This is a genomic window from Alteribacter lacisalsi (assembly GCF_003226345.1).
In the GTDB taxonomy this organism is placed as follows: domain Bacteria; phylum Bacillota; class Bacilli; order Bacillales; family Salisediminibacteriaceae; genus Alteribacter; species Alteribacter lacisalsi.
The window spans coordinates 2,082,133-2,099,405 of the sequence record NZ_PDOF01000001.1; the positions used below are offsets into that span (position 1 = coordinate 2,082,133).

Genomic DNA, 17,273 nt, shown 5'->3' on the forward strand with positions numbered 1-17,273 from the left:
TGATAGTGTTTATCCATTTAAGTCCAAAAAATACAGAATTAGTTATCCATCGCCTCAGGTACCTTCCTTTCATAGATTACATTTATCATACCTTTGCTTTTCTACAATCGTCAACAAAAATAAGGAAAGGGCTTACAAACTGGACGCCCTTTCCCATTAAATCAGCGCTTAACTTCATAAACCTCCTGAAACTCAGCATTGCTGATATTCAGATTGATTACTTCAGGCACCTTCAGATAAATCACCTGCGGTCCAAGGAGATTTTCTGTATGAAACGAAGCGTTTCCTCCTCCATACGAAAACTGTCTGGCAGGAAAAACGGATTCGTATACATTGACTTTAATTGTGTCCTCCATTGGAGTGGCAAGCCACAAACGGTCCTCAGGTTCATCAAGACCTGCCCGGAGTGGTGCAAACTTATTCGTAATGTCGTACCCGTCTACATGCGAGAGACCGGAATAGTGAAACACTTCAAGATCAGCGCTGTCCACAATCTCTTTTATGATCATGAGTTCGTAGGTATTTACCAGAGCCTGCAGATCAAGCTCTTCTCCCTCAAAACGAAACGAATACTGCCCTAGAAGATGTTTTTCATTGACCTGTTCGAGATCGCCCGATCTTAGTGCCTCTATTAATCTTTCATTTTCTGTTTCATAGTATTCGGACTGGTGGAATGCATTTGCCTCGTAAAGGATAAATCCCACGGCGCCACTGATGACCAGAAGCACAAGGTATGCCAAGAAAGCAACAGAGCGAACACGCCTCATTCCGGGACGCAAACCAAACTGCCGGCTTTTACCAATAAATACCCCACCAATGACCAGAGCAATTAATAACAGCGAAAAAATCGCTATATTCATTACATCACCTCCTGGCGGTTCGTCATCCATGCAGAAGCCCCCAAAAATATACCTGCAGTAAGCAATGCTTTAACGGTAAACAGAGTGATGGAGTTTTCAAGAAAGTACATTTCCCCGACCCATCCAAGATCGATAAACGCTCCACTGAACAATAGTCCGAAGAAAATCACAGGGAGTGTAATTTTCATCACCGGATGCAGCTGAACAAGGCTTCCTGCAAGATAACCGAGAGCGGATGCAAGGAGTATATAAAGGATCGTTGACAATACACCTGCTGCCATTTGGGAGACTCCGTACAATCCACCGGTGAGATTGATAATAAGCATATCGTTTGTAAAGTAGATAATTAAAGCAAGCAGAAAGCCGGAAAGAATGGAAGTTACACCGCCGACAATACTCATGATTCCAAGAAAGCACCCATTCGACATGCTGCTTGTAAACCGGTTCGTCACGAAGGCAAAGTCGTTGCCGCGGTCGGCTTTCGTTGTAAGAAGAATCGCTGTAATAAAAGCCCAGATTCCGACTAAAACGATGGTACTGATCGAGGAATAATGGGTTCCTTCCACATTATAAATGCCTCCAATATAGTAGGACCCTGTGCCGCCAAGGGAAAAGAGAATACCAAGAAACTGGATAAACATAAGAGTTGTAAACGCTCCACTGTAGGCCCGCAGCTTATAGCGCACCTGCTTTTTTATCACGTTTCCGGTACTAATCTCTGTTAAAGACATCATCGATTCCCCCTTTTCTTTCTTCTGTCAGATAGACACAAAGATCACTTGCTGAAACCTGGGAAAGTTCAAGCTTGTTTTCTTTTGCTTCGTTGAACTGATCATGATCCAGGTCATTCCTGACGATTACTGTCACCTCTCCAGGAGGCCCACTCCGTCTGGCTATAATATCCTTTCTTCCCAGCCAGTTTGTGACCGCTCTCTCCTTGCCTCTTACAGCCAAGGCATACTCCTTCATATCTGATATCGGTATATGCATGTGCTCACGCCCGCTTTTGATCAGCAGCACGTCCTCCAGTAGGTCTTCAATTTCATTCAGGTGATGGCTCGATAACAGAACTGTTCTCGGATAGGCCAGGTAATCTTTTAAAAGCGCACGGTAAAAATCCTTGCGTACCGCTTCATCCATGCCCGTTGTCGGCTCATCGAATATCGTAAGCGGACAGCGTGATGCAAGACCGAAGATCGCATTAAATGTGCTTCGCTTCCCTTTTGACAGCCGATCATGAATGTCACGTTTCGTGAAGCCAAAGTAATCAAACAGCCTGACTCCCAGTTCATGATCCCAATTCGGGTAAAATTGCCGGCCAGTCTCAAGAATCTCGTAACAGGTCATTCCGTTTGGCAGGTTCATAGTGTCCGTAATAAAAATCGTGTTCGCTGAAACACGCAAGGAGTTGAAAGGGGCTTCTCCGAAAACACGAAGCTCGCCTTCACTGGCTCGCTTATGTCCGACAATCAGGTTCAGCAGCGTCGTTTTTCCTGCACCGTTTCTTCCAATCACTCCAGTAATTCTGTTCGCTTCAATCGTACACGTCAGCCCGTCAAGAGCCGTTTTGCATTGATACCGTTTAAAGAGCTTCCGGCATTCCACTGCGCTGCTCATTTTCTGTCTCCCTTCCGATTACCGTTTACCTCTTTCAACATTTTGATAATTTCCTCTTCACTTACATTCAGGTGCCTCGCCTCTTCCACAATTTCCTCTACGAGCCGTCTCAATGTCTGATCCTTCCTTTTCTCGAGGATTGACTCTCTGGCGCCGTCAGCTACGAACATACCGAGTCCCCGTTTTTTATAAAGTATTTCCTCATCCACTAGCTTCGTCAGTCCTTTCGCCGCCGTTGCAGGATTAATATTGAACATTTCTGCGAGCTGGTACTGGGAAAAAACCTTTTCATCGCGGCTGAAGTTTCCATTTAAAATCTCGGTCTCGATCCACTCTGAAATCTGGATGTAAATGGGCTTTGCCCCGTCCGTGTTCACATTCAAAAACGAGCACCTCCTTTTCTGGCATAGTGCATTAGTGATGTAATGTAGTATACTCCGGTTTTCCATTTTATGCAACTAATATTTGGAAGATTACTGAAATTTTTATTATGGTCATGATAACTGCCCAAAATCCCGTTGTCGCTGTACACCAAAAAAACCATCTCCAACAGGAGACGGTTCTGATTATGCTTTACTAAACAGCGAGACTGCTGCCCATGCAAGGATGCTGACACTGTAAAACGGCACAATACCCGGAATATACAGGATCGTCAAGTAAACGACGATTAAAGTGAAAGCAAGGGCTGCGAGCTTCAATGGTGCATGTAACATCTGCACCATGGCTTCTTTCAGCTCCTTACGTCCGAACGTCAGTCGTGCTTCACTGCTGCCAATCACTACGGCAAGAACGGCAAGCCAGCACCATAAAAACAGAAGCATGAGAAAGGTGCTGATCGCAAAAAAGTAATAAATAAACCCGTCAAAGTTCTGGATGATCAGAAGGTTGAACAGGATCACTCCCGTTACGAAAAGTGCAGGAAGAGCTACGCTGTTTGCTCTCAAAAATACCTGTTTATACACGGACACGAAGGTTTTCAGATAGCGGGGATTACGCCCGCACTTCCATTCCCCGAGCATCCGGCAGGCGGCGATCAATGCCGGGTAAAATCCGAAAAGGCCCAGGCCGATGAGCGTAAACACAAACCAAAGCACATTTAAGAAAGCGAGCCGCATCAGCCATTCCGAGACCCGATAGATTGTTCCTGATGTTCCACCAAGCTGCATCGTTCTCTCCCCTTTTCTGCTGCACTCCGTTCATTATACATGAGCCGGAAAAAAGAAAACCATATCGCTGTGAAAGCGAGATGGTTCCCTCCCTGTGTTAACGGTCCCAAACTGAACGCAGTCGTCTTCCAGTCAGTGTCGCACCGGCTTTACCTGCTTCTGCAAACCCGGAAATCGAGTAGCGATTATTTTTTTCCGGCAGAACAAGGTTGGTCATCGTCACTGTACCATCCGTGCTGAATATTTCCACGCTTCCTGTGTCCAATACTACAGACAGCTCAACAACGCCATCGCTAATCGGAAGCGGTGCAGAAGTTACAGCTGGAAATTTCTCATGAAAGTCACTTCCCTGCATATCTGACCGGTCTGCTGTGAGTGTACCGCTTTCCCGGTCCGCCTTTAGAACAAACCCTTTGTCAGCCCCGGTTCCGTAAAGGCAGAATCCGGCAGCAGCACAGCTGCTTAAGTCGAGTAAAACATCATAAACAGCCGGTCCTTCCGGAACCTCACACAGCTCAGTGGCTGATTCCGATGAAAGAACATAGGATCCTGCTGCAAAGCTCTCCCCTGCAAGCTGCTTCAGTTCCCGGACAGGGTACTGGACCAGCTTCATCTGACCGTCTGATTCTTTCCTGATGGCAACTTCCCTCGGCAGAGTCATGGCACTGCGCCATGGTGAAGTCGGGACCTCATTTGCGTACTGCCAGTTACTCATCCAGGCCATCCAGATTCGTCGCCCGTCTGATTCGGGAATATCGGAAAACGACTGCGTCGCATAGAAATCTTTTCCATAGTCGACCCAGCGGATTTCTTCAGGGGCACCTTCGTTCACAAACGTCTGCCCATCGAAGCTGCCGATAAAATACTGGCCGCCGGAACCGCCGGAAGCCGCCCCATCACCAATATCCACCTGAAGCACCCATCGCGTGTCCCCCTCTGCTCCGTTTTCGACCGGCAGTTCAAACAGGTCTGGGCATTCCCAGACACCGCCATGAGCGCCATGGCCTTCACCAAAACGGCTGGCAAACACCCACTCCTTCAGATCAGGCGAGGTGTAAAACAGAATTTCCTGACCGGCAGCCAGCACCATAAGCCATTGCTTCGTATCCTCATGCCAGAAAACTTTGGGATCACGGAAGTCCTTTATCTCGTCATTGGGAACAACGGGGTTGCCCTGATATTTTATCCACGTTCGGCCTTTGTCGAGGCTGTATGCGATACTTTGCTGCTGGTGCGTGTCTCCCGCACTTGTGTAGATCGCCACCAGGCCGTGTCGCCCGTTAAAAAAGCCGGTCGAGTCGTTCCAGTCCACAACTGCACTCCCTGAAAAAATCATGCCCAATTCATCCGGCTCAAGAGCAACCGGGAGATGCTTCCAATGAAGAAGATCTGTGCTTACCGCATGCCCCCAGTGCATCGGGCCCCACTGAAGCCCACCAGGATAATATTGATAAAAAAGGTGATATTCCCCTTCGTAATAAACCATCCCGTTAGGATCGTTCATCCAGTTCTGTTCCGGCGTGAAGTGTACCTGCGGCCGGTAATTCTCACTGTATGTTCCCTCATAAACTGCTGTTTCTGTCTTATTTTCCACAGCGCGTTCCTCCTATCCATTTCTCATTCATTCATCAGTTTTTCGATCCTGTATGTGTAAGGCCCTGAACGAAGTAACGCTGCAGGAAAATAAAGATCACAAGCATCGGAACCGTTGCAACCGTCAGTGCTGCCATCACCTGACCCCATTGGACCGGAGGCTGGTTCATAAAGAACTGCAGACCAATCTGAATGGTTCTCATGCTGTCATCGTTCGCCACCACAAGCGGCCAGAGAAAGTCGTTCCAGTGATTGATAAAGAGCACAATGGCCACAGTGGCAAATACCGGCTTGGACAGAGGGACGATGATTCTGAAGAAAATCCCCAGCTGTGAGCATCCGTCAATTTTTGCGGCTTCCTCGATTTCACGTGGAAAATCGAGGAAAAACTGGCGGAACAGGAAAATCGCAAAAGCGTTCGCAATAAAGGGCACAATCAGACCGGTATACGTATTCACCCACCCGAGATCATAAACCAAAACGTAAAGCGGAAGAAAAATACTTTCCGGCGGAATAATTAAGGTTGCAATGATCACCGACAGCCAGAAGCTACGCAGCGGAAATTCAAATCGTGCGAGCGCATACCCGGCCATCGAGTTCACGATCAGGCCGAAAAAGATGATCCCGCTGGTGTAAATCAGACTGTTCAGTATGTAGCGGAACAGGTTGACCCGCTCAAAAGCCATAAGGTAGTTCTGGAAGAACCCGCCTTCAACCGTTCCCGGCATCGGCGGCAGAAACGCCTGGATGGATGTCATATCCCTGAAAATCTGAACATCATTTTTAAATGACGAAACAAGCATCCACAGCATCGGGAACAGGAAAAGAACAGCAAGAAACAGCATAATCGTATAAAGGAAAATCCGGTTCAGTAGATTCTTTTTTTTCATCCTCTGTTACCCCCGTTCCTCTTTAACAACCAGTCGCTGAATGATTGTTATGATAAATACCATCAGGGTGAAGACGACAGCCATGGCAGAAGCATAGCCCACGTCACGGTAGTTAAAACCGACCTCGTATATGTGATACACGAGGGACTTCGTCGATCCGAGAGGTCCGCCCTGTGTCATAATCATCGGCTGCACAAGAAGCTTGAACGCCGCAATGGTGATCGTAATAAAGATAAACATGGATACGTTTCTCAGTCCGGGAAGTGTGACATGGAGGAACTTCTGAAACGTGCTGGCTCCATCGATATCCGCTGCTTCGTAAAGATGTTTTGGAATATTCTGCAGACCTGCAAGGAAAATCATCATCTGAAATCCGGCGCCCTGCCAGACTGACATGGCAATGATCGAGTTCATTGCCTGATCCGGGCTGGTGAGAAACGACTGAGGCGGGATTCCGAAAACGCCGAGCAATTCATTGATCAGCCCTTCATTCGGGTTGTACATAAACGTCCACAGAATCGAAACAACCACTAGACTCATAACCACAGGTGAAAAATAGGCCGTTCTGAAGAAGATTTTAAATTTCAGGTTTTTATTCACTAGTAGAGCGAGTCCTAGGGCTATTGAAATCTGAATCGGTACAACCAGAATGGTAAAGTAAAGCGTGTTTGTCAGTGCATTACGAAATTCCAGATCACTGAAGATCATCTGAAAATTAGCCAGACCAACAAGATTAATATCATTGGGCCTTAGAATATAGAAGTCCGTCAGACTGTAATAAAAAGCTGTCGCCATCGGATATAGCAGAAAGATTGTCAGCAGTATGAGTGCAGGAAGCAGAAACAAGTACCCCGTTACGGCCTCTCTGCCTTCTCTCGTTTTTAAGCGGAATTTTTTTCTTGCCATTCGGGATCACTCCAGTTTTCTGAACGAAGAGTCAGACCCTTCGGTTATTTTAAAGAAAAAAGAGGCTGCCTATTATCACAGCCTCTTTTCAGAAATGACCGGTATTAATCGTTAAACCGCTGCAGTTCACGTTCAACACGCTGAACCTGCTGGTCAAGAACCGGCTGAATGTCTTCACCAAGTGCTGCTGCATGAAAAGCCTGTGCAAACGCATCAGTCAGAACCGGATAGGCCGGTGTCTGAGGTCGGGCGTGTGCCGTCTCAATTACCTGCTCACGCATGATTGACCAAGGAAGCTCCTGATATTTATCCATTGATTCGAAAGCGGAGATTCTCGCCGGAGGCATTCCTGTTACTTCGGAAAGACCTTCAACAGATTCTTCGTTTGTCATCCAGTGCATAAGTTCAAATGCTTCATCAGGGTGCTCAGAGGACGTTGTCACCCCGTAAGCCATACTGCCGGACGGGGACTTCATCTGTTCACTGTATGGATAAGGCATCATGCCCCAGTTCAAGTCTGCGTCCTCAGCAGAAACGGCAATCCACGGACCACCGAGTGCCATGGCAGCATTTCCTTCTTCAAATTGCATTTCGCCTGGAGTGAGATCCACTACTCCTTCTTCAAAAAGGCTTTTCACGTATTCAAGAGCTTCGAGTGTTTCCGGTCCGTTCAGGTAGCCTTCAGAAGTGGTACCATCTTCAGAAATAATGTCCCCATTATTGGACCATACGAACGGTGCTCCCATGAAAGTCAGCCACTCACCAACACCATAGTTCATGAACATATTCAGACCATAGCGGTCTTCTGTCGTAAGTTCCTGGGCTACTTCCATGAATTCGTCCCAAGTCCAGGCATCTTCCAGTGTCTCTGGTGCTTCGATTCCTTCTTCTTCAAAAATATCTTTGTTATAGTAGAGCGGTACAGAGGCTTCCATTGCACCGAGAGAATAAAGTTCACCATTATAGCTCCCCTGCTCCAGAATGGAGTCTACAAAATCACTCCGGTCTTCGTCAGAAAGGTAATCATCCACTGCCATCAGAATGTCCGCTTCGGCAAAGCTTGCCACATAAGGACCGTCAAGAGCCAGCACATCCGGAAGGTTTCCGGCTACCAGAGAGGCGTTAACTGCATCACTGTAGGAAGATCCTCCGTCATCAATAATAATTTCTGCGTTCACGTGAATATGATCGTTTGCTTCGTTAAATGCATCAATTCGTTCGATGTAAAAGTCTGTCTCATCCTCACCAGTCTGGTGAATCCACATATCAAGGACAACATCCTCATCTCCGGAAGCTTCCACTCCCTGATCCACATCACCTGTTTCCACAACATCCGACGGTGTGTCACCTTCATCTCCACCGTTCTGTGCTTCCTCTGTAGACGAATCAGCGTCATTCCCTCCGCAGGCCGCAAGAATTCCCGCAAGTGACATCGGCACAACCCATTTAAATGCTTTTTTCACAATCGTTCCCCCTTTTAAAATATGTAACTATGAATTTCACTCCCGTTCCTCATACCACCAAAGAGTATGTTAAACGTTACCACATTGTTTCGTGTAAGTGCTTACATTAATCATAATAGTCGTCTTCCTATATGTCAAACGTTTTCATAAATTTTATGTACCGGTTCCATTTTTCAACCAAAAAACCTCTTTTTTACCGGGTAATATTCTCAAATAACCTATGTTAAACGTTTTCATAAAATGTGATATAATAGGTGTGATATGATAGAGTCATGAAAATGCTGGAAAAAGGAGATCACAATGGCAAATATTAAAGATGTAGCAAAAAAAGCCGGGGTTTCTGTTACAACAGTCTCGCGGGTCATAAACAACAGAGGCTATATAGGAAAATCAACACGCCAAAAAGTAGAACAGGCAATGGAAGACATTAATTATTCCCCTAACCAGATTGCCCGCGCCCTGCAACGGAGCCAGTCTTTTATAATCGGGGTCATTGTTCCAGACTCCCAGCACCCTTTCTTTGCCGAGTTGATAAAAAACATGGAATTATATGCTTACCAGCGAAACTATAAACTGATGTTGTGCAACTCTCTTGATGAAGCGGAGAAGGAAGCCAATTACATGAGTATGCTCAGAGAAAACAGGGTTGACGGCATCATTATGTGCAGCCAGACTCTCGATGTGGAGGAATATAAAAAAGCTTCTCTGCCCATCGTCTCATTTGACCGGATTCTCTCCAGTCAGATTCCTTATGTGAGCTCGGACAATTTTCACGGAGGAACCCTCGCAACCGAACATCTGATTGAACAGGGCTGCAGAAAACTGCTTCATCTTTCGGGACCTCTCAATCTGGAGGTGCTCCCCAACAGAAGGGCTGATGCATTTAAACTTACCTGTATGAAACATGATATTCCATATAGGATTGTAGAAGGTGAGTTCAGCAGAGAAGCATTCTCCTATTATCCGGAAGAATTTATCAGGGGAAAAATAGACGGATCACTTCATGAATACGACGGCGTCTTCTGCAGTAACGACCTGATCGCTTATGCCCTTTATATGTATGCAGTAAAAAGGGGAATCCGCGTGCCTGAGGATTTAAAAATCATCGGCTACGATTATAATTCATTTACAAAAATTCTTCAGACCCCGAGACTGACCACCATCAATCAGCCCGCGGGCCGGCTCGGAAAGAAGCTTTGCTCGACTCTGATTAATATGATCGAGGACAAAGAAAGTGACGCTGTCTCAAACTCGATCATAGATGTTGAACTGATTAAAGGCGAAACAACATAACATCTTGTTATTACTTGGAAATCTCACATAAAAAGGCTGCTCCCATTCACACATCGGAGCAGCCTTTAATTGATTCCGGTATAGCCTTTAAATAAGGCTGTTTTCGAATAGATTGTTATTTTCTGCGCTTAAGGCCGACGGTTTCTGAGGGAATTGCATCATTTTAGACCGCGCAGGGCGCTCTGCCTGCGCAGTATGGCGTGATGCCCGCGGAAAGCGTATGTCTGAAGCAGTTTCCACCCTTCATTACCGCTGAATATTGTCAATCTCTCTTACAAGCACATCGAGGGCACTTCCCTGGCCGGAAGCTTTCATCTTCTCTACATACGTGCTTCGCTTTTCATTCACCTGATCAAGGGCTTCTGCCAGTGATTCTGCGGTCAGATCCTCCTCCTCAAGCTTAAGGGCAAATCCTTTTTCCTCAAAAGACTGTGCATTCAGAATCTGATCACCCCGGCTCTGTTTACGGGTAAGCGGAATAATGATCATCGGGATCTGAAGGGCAAGGAACTCAAAGATCGCGTTCGAGCCGCCACGGGTAATGACGAGATTCGTAGCCGCAAGAATGTCGGCCAGTTCTTCGTTTACGTACTCAAACTGAAAATACCCTTCTCTGCCCTCAAGATCTGAGTCCAGATTGTTTTTCCCGCACAGATGAACAATCTGGTACGATTTTGTAAGATTATCAAGGGATTCCCGGACCGCTTCGTTAATACGTCTCGCCCCAAGGCTTCCCCCCATAATAGTGAGAATGGGCTTCGCGCTATGAAAACCGAGAAACTTGCGCCCTTCTTCCGGCGATCCTGTAAGAATGCCTTTACGAATTGGGGAACCGATGACTGTCGTCTTTGCAGCCGGGAAGTACTGTTTTGTCTCTTCAAACGAGGTGAAAATCTTCGTTGAAAAATGCTGTGAGATTTTATTCGCAAGTCCTGGTGTCATATCGCTCTCGTGTATGAAAATCGGAATGCGAAGAGACTTTGCTGCGATAATGACAGGAACAGATACAAATCCGCCCTTAGAGAACACCAGATCCGGCTTGAGTTTCTTCAGTACACGTCTTGCTTCATGAGTGCCTTTTACAACCCTGAACATATCCACCAGGTTTTCAAAATCGATATAACGGCGGAGTTTCCCGCTTCGGATGCCATAGTAGGGAACGTTGATCTTTTCGATCAGTTCTTTTTCGATTCCCTGCTTTGATCCGATGTATTTGATGTCCCACTTTTCCTGATCCAGCTCATTAATGATGGCAATATTCGGTGTCACGTGTCCGGCTGTCCCGCCGCCTGTAAACACAATTGTTTTTTTACTCATAAGTCCTCCTGAAAATCTGCATTATCTCTCCATTATAGCGGATCGTGAATGTCCAGTCATTCTTCTCTTTTATTAATAGAATAATAGAAAAAGCACATGCGGAGGTGATCGATTGATCCACAGTAATATTATTGTCTCAGGGCACAGACAGCTCGGAAAACCGTATGTGTTCAACGCCAGGCCGTTTCAGTCCCAAAACTTTGACTGCAGCTCCTTTATCCAGTTCATTTTTCACGAGAACGGCATTAACCTTCCCCGTTCCTCTCGCAGCCAGTATCTGGCATGCAGTGAAATCGGTTCATACAAGCCGGGTGATCTGCTCTTCTTTACCACTAGCAGACGGAATAACAATCGGGGCATTTCAAAAATTGGACATGTTGCCCTGTATATCGGCAATGGGAAAATCCTCCATACGTGCCGGCCTGGGAATGAAGTGACGGTTTCAAAGCTCAAAGGACGCTGGAAAAAAAGGTTCCTCGCTGCCCGCCGGCCGCCCCACCTGTAATCATATGAAACTTCAGCCCGCTTCTTTCGTAGAGAGTACCAGAGACTCTTCAAGAGGGGGACGCAGGGCATGACACTGGCAAACCGAATGATTTTTTCCGATAACTTCTTCTCGGCCGGACAAACACCGATTTTTAACGAAGAAAAAGAGCAGATCGGCTCACTCGATTTAAAAAGCGCCTTCAATTCGAATGTGGATATTATTAACCAGGATGGCGATCTGCTGATGAAGGGGTCCTTTCCTGTCTTTTCAAATCAGTGGAAAGTAACAGACTTCCGCGGGGAGGAACTTGGCAGCCTGAAGCAGAACATCACGCTCTTCAGCAAAAAGTTCGAGTACCGCACAGGCAGCAGAGGCACGTATCGAATTGAAGGGGAAGGCTTTTCCCATGATTACAAGATTTTGGGTGAAGACGGTGACCTTCACGGCGATTTCCACAAAACGAGCGGTTTTTTTGAAGCCGCATCGTTCGAACTTCTCAACCAATCCGATGTACTCGGAGATGAAGAGCTCATCGCCATTGTGATGGGTGTGAACATGCTTAATAAGCGTAAAAAGAGAAGAAACCGCAACTGAACACACAGAAAGCCTGCCCGGCACCACTCCTCTGGTCCGTCAGGCTTTTTATCTGATCTATCACCAAATCCGCACTATCTTATGGTGATCCCATCTGCTTCAAGATGCCGTTCCTCGATCCGGACAACATCAACTTCCGGATGCACCCATGCCACCTTTTTTGCGAACGTCTCGACTCCGAACATTTCCGTAAATGTATGACTGCCTACAACCATGTTTAGTCCGAGAAACGCCGCGTACTGCACAGAATAGAGCGTTGCCTCCCCGGTAATATAGGCATCACAGCCTTCGTCAGCCGCAAATTTCAGATGATCGGTAAGGTTTCCTGCCCCGGTCAAAACACCAGCCTTATGTATTTTCCGGCTGTTATTTTTCCACACTCTGACAGGTTCTCCGAGGACGGATGCCATCCGGTCAGAGAGGCTCTGAAGACTGATACCGCCTTCAAATACTGCCGTGGCTGGCGTTTCCTGCTCCTTCCAGGAGGAATGCGACGCTACTTCAGCTCCCAGCCTTTCGATCAGGGAAGGCGCCGTGCCGAACCAGCTGAAATCAAGAGGGCCGTGAACAAAAAAATGGGACATCCCATTCTCCTTTAACAGGTCCAGGCATGCCTCTTTCATATCAAACAAAATATCCTCCCACGCATCGTGGTGCGTGAGGAGAAGATCCACGTTACTGGCTGCTGCATTTCTAATCACTTCAGGACACAGGTTCGTCGCATAGCCGATCCGCCTGAACTCTTTTCCTGCATCATAGGTAACACCCCAGTCATCACTGTATGCGTCCAGCACATCTGATGGAAACAGTTCACGAATCGTGGAAAGAAACGAACTCATCTTCAAACTGACCTGCCCCTTCCTAATCATCGAATTTAGTGACCGTCTCACCTTCATGATAAATCGTATAGGTGTGGCCTGACCCGGTCTTGGCGACCTCAACCAGATAAACTTCAAATTCTCCGTACACTCTGTAAAATCCAGGAGCTGCCCGGACAATTTCCTCAACGTAGACGCCTTCGCCGAGCAGTTCCTCACGAAGCTCTTCTTCTTCAAAAAAGATCATCAGTTCTTCTTCTGCTCCTACTTCCTCCGGGTCTGATGATGTGAAATAAACGCTCAGAAGTCCTGCCAGGGAGAGAACGACGGCAAACACAACCGTTTTCCACTTACTCATTCAAAGCGCCTCCTTCCATACTTAAAGGAGTCCCTTCATGACAGATTCTGTTACGGCCACGAGAAAAATTATTATCCCGGGAAAAGAAACAAGGTTGCCGATCATAAGCGGCAGCCCCCGTTTCATACACCGGTTCAGCGTGATCGAGGAAAAAATCATGCCTATCGGGCTTAAAACAAGGTTAATTAGCCATAGCGGTACATCAGTAAACGGCGTAGAAACCTGAGGAATCGTAAAAGTAATTGCATATATCATTACAACAAGGCCGAGACAGGCTGCTGCTGCCCAATGACTGTAGCGCATATGTACAGACCCTCCGTAGTCAGAATTGTATGAATACAGATTACCACACTTTTGCACATTTGTGGTATCCAGTTTTTACAACCCCACGGGAAAAGGCCGACACAGGACAGATTTTTTCTATCTGTCTGGTCAGCCTCTTTATCATTATCTCATTATAGATAAAGTTCTTTTACTTTTGCTGCCTTGATGTTTCTTAGCGGTCTTCTTTTACTTTCCCTGTTGTTTCCTGGAATTTGCCTTTTACTTTATCTTTCTTTCCCTCTTTCTGCATGTCACTGTTGTTCGTTGCGTTTCCTACCTGATCCTTAACTTCACCTTTTGACTTATTCACGCCGCCTTTTACTTTATCTGATACACTATCGCGATTCTCCGCCATATCCGTATTCCTCCTTCAAGGTTTGTATTTCTTCTTATGGGAAGTCTATTACCGTTTTTTCAAATGGCAAAACCTCCGATCTCTGGTAAAATGACAGAAGATTCTTTTTCGGAGAAAGGTTCGTGCAGCTATGAAGAAACTTCTATATTTACCCTCAGCGCTTTTTCTGGCAGCCTGCGGCAGCGGAGAACCTGAAGATACAGCCCCTGTCCATGTTGGTGCGGCAGCAGATTTGTACCATGCTTTTTCAGATATCGGTGAGCAGTTTGAGGATGAGACTGGTTATGATGTCACCTTCACTTTCGGGTCAACCGGTCAAATCACCCAGCAGATTGAAGAGGGAGCTCCTTATGACATTTTTGCAGCTGCCCATGAGTCCTACATCGATCGCCTGATTGAGGCCGGTCACATGAATCCGGAGACGAAACGGCTTTATGCTTATGGTGTGATCGGGCTTATGTATGATGACGATTTTCTGGAAGGTCCTCTCAAAGCGGAAGACCTCACAGACGACCGGATCAGCCGTATTGCCATCGCTAATCCGGAGCATGCTCCTTACGGAAAAGCAGCCCGTGAAACACTTGCTCACTGGGGCATCTGGGACGAGGTGGAAGACAAGCTTGTTCTGGGTGAAAACATACGTCAGTCTTATCAGCATGTTGAAACCGGCAATGCCGATGTGGGCATCATCGCACTCGCTCTTTCCCATCAATCCGATTTGGCATTTCAGGAAATCTCCCTTACCGATCACGAACCGATTGTTCAGGCCCTTGGGATCCCTGAGCTCAGCGGGAACCGTGAAGGTGCGGAGGCGTTCTCTGAATTTATCTTTTCTGAAACCGGTCAGGAGATCATGCTGAAGTACGGGTTTCTTTTACCGGAGGAGTAGCTGATGGAGGCAATCTGGTTTCCCTTATACCTGTCATTAAAAGTTGCGGCTACAGCAACCTTCATAGCCTTTATTGCCGGTGTTTTGCTTGCATGGCTGTTTACGATGAAGAAAAATATCTGGACCGAGACACTCAGCCTCTTAATCATGCTGCCTCTCGTACTGCCGCCAACAGTGCTTGGATACTACCTATTAGTAGGCCTCGGCCGCCGAAGCTGGCTCGGTCAGTGGTATGAGACCCTTACCGGCTCGCCTCTTGTATTTACATGGCAGGCTGCTGTGATTGCCGCATCCATTGCGGCCCTTCCACTCATTGTCCGCCCCATGCAGGCCGCTTTTGAATCGATCAGCCGTCAGAGTCTGGAAGCAGCCCAGCTGGATGGCGCAAATCAGTGGCAGCTCCTGATCCGGATTATTCTTCCTCTGTCGGTACAGGGTATTCTTGCCGGTCTGATTCTCGGCTTCGCCAGAGCAATGGGCGAGTTTGGCGCTACCCTAATGGTCGCAGGGAATATTCCAGGGCAGACACAGACATTGTCCATCGCCATATATGACGCGGTCCAGGCTAATCGGATGGATGACGCCCACCTGATGGTTGTCGTTCTGAGCGTCATCACAATTGGATTTTTGTTTTTAATTACAAGGACCGGTAAGCGGGCGGTATAGGGAAAGGGAATCAAAAAATCTTATAACAGGAGAGGTGAACGGATGAGGCGATTAACGGTATTCGGCAAAAGCTGTGTAATTATTGGTGCAGGCTTACTTCTACTGGGATCATCATTGGTTATTATGGATTTTGCAGGCGGGGAACTGTCCTTTACTTCACTGACGTTTATTCCCACTGGACTGGCTCTAATGATCATCGCTTCAAATATTAAGAAGGACCGGGTAAGCAACAGCAGGCTGGAGAACTGAAATTATTTGGAAAGTGCGCGGATCGGAGGGAGCAGGTGTGGGTGTGGGTGTGTCGATATTTGTCGTTTCGTCGATATTCTGCCTTCGAAGGTCGATATCTTTTTAACGACGGTCGATTCCCGGACTTTTAAGGTCGATATTAGGCAAAAGAAGGTCGATATCGTGCTCAAAATTAATAACATAGCCTGCACGAGGAGCAATTTCTATGAAAACATCTTACTTCAACTATATGGTATCGCTTAGAAAAACAACATAGTGTAACTTTGCTTTAAATTATATACAAAAATGAGCGGTTCAGTGGGGAACCGCTCATTTATATTGTTCAGCGTACCTTTCCTGCTCCCATCTCCCCTTTTTACGACCAGAAGTCATATGAATCCCTGGCTCTTCCTCTTCAACTCATTCTTACATTTTCGGCATCATTAAACGTCAACACTTGCTTAATGCTCAACAATCTCAAGCGTGACACGATCCTCTGCGCCTGCCGCCAGACGTGCGGTCCCGCCTATGGGAAAGGTAAGATGAGGTGTTGTATGGCCGAAATCCACATTATAGATGACAGGAAGATCATCCAGTTCCGGCTTTGATCCGATAATTGCCGCTATATCAACAGGGGTCATTTCCGAGGCTTTTTGAAAACGTCCGATCGCAATACCCCGGATGCCCGCAGCCTCAGGCAGATGAAGAAGCGACTGGAGATCACGGTCAAACGTATTGGCATCAACAAGATAATCATCCTCAAGAAACAGGACCGCTCCGTTTAATTCAGGCATAAATTCGGTCCCCTGCAGCAGGTTGAGCGTACAGAGATTCCCCCCAACGATTTTACCTTCTGACTTTCCCTGAGAGATCGTAAGAAAGCCTTCATTTTTTATGAATGCCCGGTTTTCCTGATCCAGGTACCACGAATCATCACTCCATTCGTGTGAGGGTGAAACCGTAAACGGCTCGCTTTTCATCAGACACCGCTTGAAATACGCAGTTGTGTAGTCGATCCCTTTCTTCATTCCAAAGGTTGAGAAATGCGGGCCGGAGTATGTCACAAGACCTGTCTTCACCAAAACAGCATTACTTAAGGCAGTAATGTCTGAGTATCCGCACAGCACTTTCGGATTTTTTCTGATCAGTTCGTAATCCAGATCACGAAGCAGCTGATTGCTGTTGTGTCCGCCGATTGTGGTCAGAATCCCTTTCACATCAGGGTCTTCAAAAGCTTCGTGAAGATCCGTTAGCCGGGATTCAACTGCTGACGAGTGAAACCGGTTCTCTTCCTCCGCATGACGGCCGAAGGTAACGTGAAGTCCCAGTGCCTCCAGCCTTTCTATAGCAATCCGTCTCGTACTCTCACTGATGATCCCGAGGCTCCGTGCCGGTGAAACGACCCGGATTTGATCGCCAGTTTGAAGCTTCGCCGGAAATATCATATGT

General features: G+C 46.9%; 21 protein-coding genes and 1 pseudogene. 6 read left to right on the plus strand and 16 right to left on the minus strand.

The features are described 5' to 3' along the window. Positions 1-161 precede the first annotated feature (161 nt). From CR205_RS10395 to CR205_RS10435, 10 genes and pseudogenes are all read right to left on the minus strand, one after another. Positions 162-860 (minus strand): hypothetical protein, encoded by a 699-nt coding sequence (locus CR205_RS10395; RefSeq protein WP_110519273.1) that lies wholly within the window; start codon positions 858-860, stop codon positions 162-164. After that, positions 860-1,591 (minus strand): hypothetical protein, encoded by a 732-nt coding sequence (locus CR205_RS10400; RefSeq protein ID WP_110519275.1) that lies wholly within the window; start codon positions 1,589-1,591, stop codon positions 860-862. Before CR205_RS10400 ends, CR205_RS10395 begins: the two co-directional genes overlap by 1 nt. Continuing rightward, positions 1,572-2,477 (minus strand): ATP-binding cassette domain-containing protein, encoded by a 906-nt coding sequence (locus tag CR205_RS10405; RefSeq protein WP_110519277.1) that lies wholly within the window; start codon positions 2,475-2,477, stop codon positions 1,572-1,574. The genes CR205_RS10400 and CR205_RS10405 overlap by 20 nt, the downstream gene beginning before the upstream one ends. After that, the gene (locus CR205_RS10410; RefSeq protein WP_110519279.1) at positions 2,474-2,860 is read right to left on the minus strand and encodes a GntR family transcriptional regulator; all 387 of its coding nucleotides are present in this window, start codon (positions 2,858-2,860) and stop codon (positions 2,474-2,476) included. Before CR205_RS10410 ends, CR205_RS10405 begins: the two co-directional genes overlap by 4 nt. A gap of 183 nt (positions 2,861-3,043) precedes the next feature. Then, positions 3,044-3,643, minus strand: a complete 600-nt coding sequence (locus tag CR205_RS10415) for a YesL family protein (RefSeq protein WP_110519281.1) — start codon at positions 3,641-3,643, stop codon at positions 3,044-3,046. Between the two features lie 97 nt (positions 3,644-3,740). Beyond that, positions 3,741-4,256 carry a GH32 C-terminal domain-containing protein gene (locus CR205_RS20860; protein WP_407923566.1) on the minus strand — a complete coding sequence of 172 codons (516 nt, stop codon included), beginning with the start codon at positions 4,254-4,256 and terminating at the stop codon, positions 3,741-3,743. Further along, a pseudogene (locus CR205_RS20865) lies at positions 4,248-5,198 on the minus strand (glycoside hydrolase family 32 protein); the annotation flags it as partial. The gene CR205_RS20860 and the pseudogene CR205_RS20865, both read right to left, overlap by 9 nt. 73 nt (positions 5,199-5,271) lie before the next feature. Continuing rightward, the gene (locus CR205_RS10425) at positions 5,272-6,126 is read right to left on the minus strand and encodes a carbohydrate ABC transporter permease (RefSeq protein ID WP_110519285.1); all 855 of its coding nucleotides are present in this window, start codon (positions 6,124-6,126) and stop codon (positions 5,272-5,274) included. A 6-nt stretch (positions 6,127-6,132) separates the two neighbouring features. After that, positions 6,133-7,032: a carbohydrate ABC transporter permease gene (locus CR205_RS10430; RefSeq protein WP_110519287.1), complete on the minus strand. Its 900-nt coding sequence runs from the start codon at positions 7,030-7,032 to the stop codon at positions 6,133-6,135. A 104-nt stretch (positions 7,033-7,136) separates the two neighbouring features. After that, a complete protein-coding gene (locus CR205_RS10435) occupies positions 7,137-8,495 on the minus strand; it encodes an ABC transporter substrate-binding protein (protein ID WP_236634738.1) in 1,359 nt (452 codons plus the stop codon). 300 nt (positions 8,496-8,795) lie between these two features. Here CR205_RS10435 and CR205_RS10440 point away from each other — a divergent pair, with 300 nt between their 5' ends. Then, positions 8,796-9,788: a LacI family DNA-binding transcriptional regulator gene (locus CR205_RS10440; protein WP_110519289.1), complete on the plus strand. Its 993-nt coding sequence runs from the start codon at positions 8,796-8,798 to the stop codon at positions 9,786-9,788. Between the two features lie 246 nt (positions 9,789-10,034). On the opposite strand, the gene CR205_RS10445 is transcribed toward CR205_RS10440, so the two are convergent. After that, positions 10,035-11,105 (minus strand): undecaprenyldiphospho-muramoylpentapeptide beta-N-acetylglucosaminyltransferase, encoded by a 1,071-nt coding sequence (locus CR205_RS10445; protein ID WP_110519291.1) that lies wholly within the window; start codon positions 11,103-11,105, stop codon positions 10,035-10,037. A gap of 112 nt (positions 11,106-11,217) precedes the next feature. On the opposite strand from CR205_RS10445, the gene CR205_RS10450 reads away from it, so the two are divergent. Together CR205_RS10450 and CR205_RS10455 are read left to right on the plus strand one after the other, a co-directional pair. Next, positions 11,218-11,610 carry a C40 family peptidase gene (locus tag CR205_RS10450; protein WP_110519293.1) on the plus strand — a complete coding sequence of 131 codons (393 nt, stop codon included), beginning with the start codon at positions 11,218-11,220 and terminating at the stop codon, positions 11,608-11,610. A gap of 69 nt (positions 11,611-11,679) precedes the next feature. Beyond that, positions 11,680-12,186: a hypothetical protein gene (locus CR205_RS10455; protein WP_110519295.1), complete on the plus strand. Its 507-nt coding sequence runs from the start codon at positions 11,680-11,682 to the stop codon at positions 12,184-12,186. A gap of 74 nt (positions 12,187-12,260) precedes the next feature. Here the strand turns inward: CR205_RS10455 and CR205_RS10460 are convergent, their stop codons facing one another. The 4 genes from CR205_RS10460 to CR205_RS10475 form a co-directional block, all read right to left on the minus strand. After that, positions 12,261-13,025 (minus strand): Nif3-like dinuclear metal center hexameric protein, encoded by a 765-nt coding sequence (locus tag CR205_RS10460; protein ID WP_236634777.1) that lies wholly within the window; start codon positions 13,023-13,025, stop codon positions 12,261-12,263. A 22-nt stretch (positions 13,026-13,047) separates the two neighbouring features. Further along, positions 13,048-13,362 (minus strand): hypothetical protein, encoded by a 315-nt coding sequence (locus CR205_RS10465; protein WP_110519299.1) that lies wholly within the window; start codon positions 13,360-13,362, stop codon positions 13,048-13,050. A gap of 21 nt (positions 13,363-13,383) precedes the next feature. After that, the gene (locus CR205_RS10470) at positions 13,384-13,665 is read right to left on the minus strand and encodes a hypothetical protein (RefSeq protein WP_110519301.1); all 282 of its coding nucleotides are present in this window, start codon (positions 13,663-13,665) and stop codon (positions 13,384-13,386) included. Positions 13,666-13,858: 193 nt separating this feature from the next. Beyond that, entirely contained in the window at positions 13,859-14,041 is a 183-nt protein-coding gene (locus tag CR205_RS10475) for a CsbD family protein (RefSeq protein ID WP_110519302.1), read from the minus strand. Positions 14,042-14,171: 130 nt separating this feature from the next. Between CR205_RS10475 and modA the strand changes: the two genes are divergently transcribed. Genes modA through CR205_RS10490 form a run of 3 tightly spaced genes read left to right on the plus strand, consistent with a single transcriptional unit; the run spans position 14,172 to position 15,845 of the window. Further along, positions 14,172-14,930, plus strand: coding sequence for a molybdate ABC transporter substrate-binding protein (modA, locus tag CR205_RS10480; protein ID WP_110519304.1), 759 nt, complete (start codon positions 14,172-14,174; stop codon positions 14,928-14,930). A 3-nt stretch (positions 14,931-14,933) separates the two neighbouring features. Beyond that, positions 14,934-15,596, plus strand: coding sequence for a molybdate ABC transporter permease subunit (gene modB, locus CR205_RS10485; RefSeq protein ID WP_110519306.1), 663 nt, complete (start codon positions 14,934-14,936; stop codon positions 15,594-15,596). Between the two features lie 42 nt (positions 15,597-15,638). Next, positions 15,639-15,845: a hypothetical protein gene (locus CR205_RS10490; RefSeq protein WP_110519308.1), complete on the plus strand. Its 207-nt coding sequence runs from the start codon at positions 15,639-15,641 to the stop codon at positions 15,843-15,845. 440 nt (positions 15,846-16,285) lie between these two features. Here the strand turns inward: CR205_RS10490 and CR205_RS10500 are convergent, their stop codons facing one another. Further along, on the minus strand, positions 16,286-17,266 hold the full coding sequence (locus tag CR205_RS10500) for a S66 family peptidase (protein WP_110519832.1): 981 nt from the start codon (positions 17,264-17,266) through the stop codon (positions 16,286-16,288). Between the last annotated feature and the right edge of the window lie 7 nt (positions 17,267-17,273).